5 protein-coding genes are annotated in these 4,301 nt (G+C 44.6%); 3 read left to right on the top strand and 2 right to left on the bottom strand.

What is annotated here, in order from left to right; all coding sequences use genetic code 11:
• Positions 1-214: 214 nt before the first annotated feature.
• Both pgm and seqA read right to left on the bottom strand, forming a co-directional pair.
• Positions 215-1,861: a phosphoglucomutase (alpha-D-glucose-1,6-bisphosphate-dependent) gene (pgm, locus tag BCT11_RS00340; RefSeq protein WP_102386833.1), complete on the bottom strand. Its 1,647-nt coding sequence runs from the start codon at positions 1,859-1,861 to the stop codon at positions 215-217.
• 92 nt (positions 1,862-1,953) lie between these two features.
• Positions 1,954-2,496 (bottom strand): replication initiation negative regulator SeqA, encoded by a 543-nt coding sequence (gene seqA, locus BCT11_RS00335; RefSeq protein ID WP_102386832.1) that lies wholly within the window; start codon positions 2,494-2,496, stop codon positions 1,954-1,956.
• A 92-nt stretch (positions 2,497-2,588) separates the two neighbouring features.
• On the opposite strand from seqA, the gene BCT11_RS00330 reads away from it, so the two are divergent.
• The 3 genes from BCT11_RS00330 (at position 2,589) to fldA (ending at position 4,272) form a co-directional block, all read left to right on the top strand.
• Positions 2,589-3,356: an alpha/beta fold hydrolase gene (locus BCT11_RS00330; protein WP_102386831.1), complete on the top strand. Its 768-nt coding sequence runs from the start codon at positions 2,589-2,591 to the stop codon at positions 3,354-3,356.
• A 112-nt stretch (positions 3,357-3,468) separates the two neighbouring features.
• On the top strand, positions 3,469-3,690 hold the full coding sequence (locus BCT11_RS00325; RefSeq protein ID WP_005446406.1) for a DUF2788 domain-containing protein: 222 nt from the start codon (positions 3,469-3,471) through the stop codon (positions 3,688-3,690).
• Positions 3,691-3,738: 48 nt separating this feature from the next.
• Positions 3,739-4,272: a flavodoxin FldA gene (fldA, locus tag BCT11_RS00320; RefSeq protein ID WP_038865696.1), complete on the top strand. Its 534-nt coding sequence runs from the start codon at positions 3,739-3,741 to the stop codon at positions 4,270-4,272.
• The last annotated feature ends 29 nt before the right edge of the window (positions 4,273-4,301 follow it).

Genomic DNA, 4,301 nt, shown 5'->3' with positions numbered 1-4,301 from the left:
AGGAAACAGGAAACAGGAAACGATTTTATTTTGCTTTTCTAGGAACAAGTTCCGTCAACACCTTCTTAATCAAAATACCTTTCCGCTATACTCTCAACGAGCACCTCTCGATTCCTAGAGCGAAGCGTTCCCGACTCTCGAAGCGCAGCGTTCCCTCTTCACAAACAAAAAGGGCCGACGCAATGTCGACCCTTTCGAACCTTAATCGTTTGAATTACAAACCAGCGGCTGCAAATACTTGATTAACGATTTCTTGTGCTTCGGCTTCGATTTGTTTTAGGTGCTCTTCACCTTTAAAGCTTTCACAGTAAATCTTGTAGATGTCTTCAGTGCCTGATGGACGTGCAGCGAACCAACCATTCGCTGTCGTTACTTTAAGACCTCCAATCGCTGCACCATTACCTGGAGCGTGCGTCAGACGAGCAGTGATTGCATCACCAGCTAGAGTCTCAGCCGCAACCATTTCTGGTGACAACTTCTTCAATACGTCTTTTTGTGGGCCATTTGCGACAGCTTGAATACGGTTGTACTTAGACTCACCGTGCTTCGCCGCTAGCTCTTCATAGTAATCTTGAGGGTTCTTACCCGTTACCGCAGTGATCTCTGCCGCTAGAAGACATAGCAAGATACCATCTTTGTCTGTTGACCAAGGCGTACCATCTTTACGAAGGAAAGATGCACCAGCACTTTCTTCGCCGCCGAAGCCAAACTTACCAGTGTACAGACCGTCCACAAACCATTTGAAGCCAACAGGCACTTCACATAGCTCACGACCTAGATCCGCAACAACACGGTCAATCAGAGCGCTTGAAACTAGCGTTTTACCAACAGCGACATCTTTACCCCACGCGTCACGGTGACGGTATAGGTAGTCGATACAAACCGCTAAGAAGTGGTTCGGATTCATCAAACCTTTTGGCGTAACGATACCGTGACGGTCGTAGTCAGGATCGTTACCAAATGCTAAATCGTATTCATCTTTCAGCGCCAATAGACCCGCCATTGCGTAAGGAGAAGAACAGTCCATACGTACAACGCCGTCTTTATCTAGCGACATGAATTGGAAAGAAGGATCAATCGCTTCACTTACTAGCGTTAGGTCTAGGTTGTATGCCTGACCAATTTGACGCCAGTAATCGATGCCGCTGCCGCCCAATGGATCTACACCAATCTTCAAGTTTGCTTTTTGGATTGCTTCCATATCGATAACGTTCACTAAATCGTCGATGTATGGTTTCACCAAATCCATCTCAACAAACAGAACCGATGCTTTTGCTTCAGCTAACGGTAGGCGTTTAACGCCTTGTAGACCTTCAGCAATCAGTGCGTTTGCACGATCTTCGATAGCTTGAGTTAGCTCTGCTTCAGCTGGACCACCGTGCGTCGGGTTGTACTTGATGCCGCCGTCTTGAGGTGGGTTATGAGATGGGGTAATCACGATGCCATCTGCTTTGTCATCATGCTTGATGTTGTAAGTCAGAATCGCGTGTGAAATACCAGGCGTTGGCGTGTAGCCGTTGTCTTGCTGGACAATCACTGTCACACCGTTTGCAATCAATACTTCAATCACACTTGAAAACGCTGGTTCAGATAGCGCGTGCGTGTCTTTGCCCACAAACAGTGGACCTGTTGTACCTTGCTCAGCACGAACTTCTGCGACCGCTTGAGCGATAGCTAAAATGTGGTTTTCGTTAAAGGTGTGCTTGTCCGCGGTACCGCGGTGACCAGAAGTACCAAATTGAACGTTATGCTCTGCATTTGATGCATCAGGTTGAAGTAAGAAGTAGTTAGCAACGAGTGCTGGGATATTATGAAGATCTTCCTGCTGCGCTTTTTGCCCAGCACGAGGGTGCATAGCCATGTTTGACATCCTTTCTTTAAATACAAATAAAATCAAAAAAGCCTCATAATATCCGCTATACGCTACACATTATGAGGCTTCTATCAGGTTTCTTAGATTGAACCTGTTACTTTCTCTATCAAGTCAGGCTGGAATTCCATATGAGTCATCACCTGCTCAACCATCTGTCGCTTGCGACTGGTGTTGTTATTAGTGATTACCCAAAATGGCGTACCAGGAATTGCTTTAGGCTTGGTGGTATTGCCGTTTGCTAGCAGAGTATCTTCATTATCAGCAAAGTAAACGCGCTTGCGCCCTTTTACTTTCGTTGCTTGAGAGAAGCTCTCTGGATTTAACGTGTGTAAGGTTGATAGAACCAACATGAAGCGATCAATCGCTTTCTTAAGGCCAGCAAACTCATCAGAAATCAGTAGAGAACGCATTTCTTTTACGGTATCCACTGATTCTGTTTTACCAGCATCTTTACTTACTACAATCCCTTGTGGTTGCTCGATTACAGGTACCACGACGGCTTCCTGCAACTGACCATCAAGGTTCAAAAGGCGTCGTAAAATATCCGAGGCACTTTCACCGATATGCTTGGTTTGACCCGCAATGTAACGGTATAGATCCTCATCAACCTCAATTGTTTTCATTCGCTTTTCACATTCTCAATGTTTAAACTCTGGGGGATTATAACGAGATCCTCGCGGATACTCCACGTTAAACCCATCACGAATAAGATAAAATGTCAGCATTACTCAACTATAAGCAGGAAGGCCAAGGCCAAACGGTTGTTTTGATTCATGGATTGTTTGGCAGTTTCAGTAATCTAGGTTTACTGGCTCGCGACCTCGTCCAAGATCACTGTGTGATCAGTATTGATCTACGAAATCACGGTCTCTCTTTCCATTCAGATACACACAACTATGAAGTCATGGCGCAAGATGTTGCTGATTTACTTCGCAATATCGACATCGAGCCTGCGTTAGTAATCGGCCACTCTATGGGTGGTAAGGTTGCAATGAAACTAGCAGATGTCGCTCCTGAATTCGTAAAACAACTTATTGTCTTAGATATGGCGCCAGTGGCTTACCAGACTAATCGCCATGACAACGTCTTTAATGGTCTGCAAGCCGTAGTAAAAGAACAACCAACTAACCGCCAACAAACCATGGACATTCTTGCTCAACATATTGAAATGGATGGTGTAAGACAATTCTTATCGAAATCGTTATACAAAAACGGCGATAAAATGGATTGGCGCTTTAATGTCGCAAGCTTATTCAACAATTATGATCAGATTATTGGCTGGCAAGAAATTGCTACCACAGATATTCCAACTCTGTTTGTTAAAGGTGGTGATTCAGACTACCTAATGCCTGAGCATCAGCCTGCTGTTAAGCGTCAGTTTAACAACGCAAAAGCACACATTATCGCCAATACCGGACACTGGTTACATGCAGAGAAACCTGCTGAAGTAATGCGTGTGATCAGGAAATATATTTCGAGTTAACAAATTCGAAAAACAACGCCAGATTATTGAAATAACCCTTCTTGTTGTGCATTAACTTTACTGTTTAACAGTGGTATAGTGCGCCCAAGAATTTTTGGCATGAAGGACGACAATGCTATACGACTATATGGACATGCTCGAGTCGATTGGGCTCGATCTGCTTTTTGCTGCTATCTTCTTTTTCATCGGGATGGCAATAAAAGATGTGCTAAAACAAGGTAACGTACCTGTTTTCGGTCGTCGTATTGTGTGGTTGGTTCTTTTCCTTGGCTGCGCTGGTTTCATCGCGAAAGGCCTGATTCAGCTCAGTTGGGAAGGCACAGGGCTTGGTTAAGCTCTTCTCCCCATCGCCAGTAACAAACAATGTAAAGGTATAGACTCTATGGCAAGTGTAGGTATCTTCTTCGGTAGCGACACAGGTAATACTGAAGCCGTTGCAAAGATGATTCAAAAGCAACTAGGTAAACAACTAGTTCACGTTCAAGACATCGCAAAAAGCAGCAAAGAAGACATTGATAACTTTGATCTTCTTCTTCTAGGTATCCCTACGTGGTACTACGGTGAAGCGCAATGTGATTGGGATGATTTCTTCCCTGAGCTTGAGCAAGTAGACTTCTCAACAAAGCTAGTCGCTATCTTTGGTTGTGGTGACCAAGAAGATTACGCAGAGTACTTCTGTGATGCGATGGGTACAGTTCGTGACATCGTTGAAGCAAAAGGCGGTACTATCCTTGGCCACACTTCAACTGAAAGTTACGAGTTTGAAGCGTCTAAAGCACTTGTTGAAGGCGACGATAGCCAGTTTGTTGGCCTATGTATCGACGAAGATCGTCAACCAGAATTGACTGATGAACGTGTCGAAAACTGGGTTAAGCAAATCTATGAAGAAATGTGCCTAGCTGAGCTTGAAGGCTAATACAGCACCTGACCCGTCCTGATATGGGT

Source organism: Vibrio sp. 10N.222.52.B12 (genome assembly GCF_002875385.1).
GTDB lineage: Bacteria > Pseudomonadota > Gammaproteobacteria > Enterobacterales > Vibrionaceae > Vibrio > Vibrio jasicida.
This window is presented reverse-complemented; position numbering and strand designations above follow the sequence as displayed.